At 39.7% G+C, this 426-nt stretch carries 1 tRNA gene and 1 rRNA gene; both read left to right on the top strand.

Annotated elements, in window-relative coordinates:
* Nucleotides 1-45: 45 nt before the first annotated feature.
* Nucleotides 46-121: transfer RNA gene (locus tag M3166_RS19090), tRNA-Ala, on the top strand.
* A 187-nt stretch (nt 122-308) separates the two neighbouring features.
* Nucleotides 309-426 (top strand): 23S ribosomal RNA (locus tag M3166_RS19085); the annotation flags it as partial.

Here is a 426-nt window from a genome sequence, read left to right as displayed (position 1 = left end):
GGCCCACCATATAAATTCTTTATATAACCTCTTAATACTAATATTGGGGCCTTAGCTCAGCTGGGAGAGCGCCTGCCTTGCACGCAGGAGGTCAGCGGTTCGATCCCGCTAGGCTCCACCAATTTTACTTTTAGCATATGTGTTTTTTCACAATGCAAATAAAAGTAGAATTTATTATTTCGTTCTTTGAAAACTGGATAAAACGACATTGAAAGCAATAAATCAAATTTCTATTTTATAGATTTTTAAACAAGTCAAGCAATTGACGTGTAAACTTAAATCTTGGATTTATCCAAGTATTAACTTTTGGTTAAGTTAATAAGGGCGCACGGTGGATGCCTTGGCACTAGGAGTCGATGAAGGACGGCACTAACACCGATATGCCTCGGGGAGCTGTAAGTAAGCTTTGATCCGGGGATTTCCGAA

Origin of the sequence: Solibacillus isronensis (genome assembly GCF_023715405.1) — a bacterium.
Lineage (GTDB): Bacteria > Bacillota > Bacilli > Bacillales_A > Planococcaceae > Solibacillus > Solibacillus isronensis_B.
The sequence above is the reverse complement of the archived record's forward strand: the minus strand, read 5'-3'. Positions and strand labels throughout refer to the sequence as shown.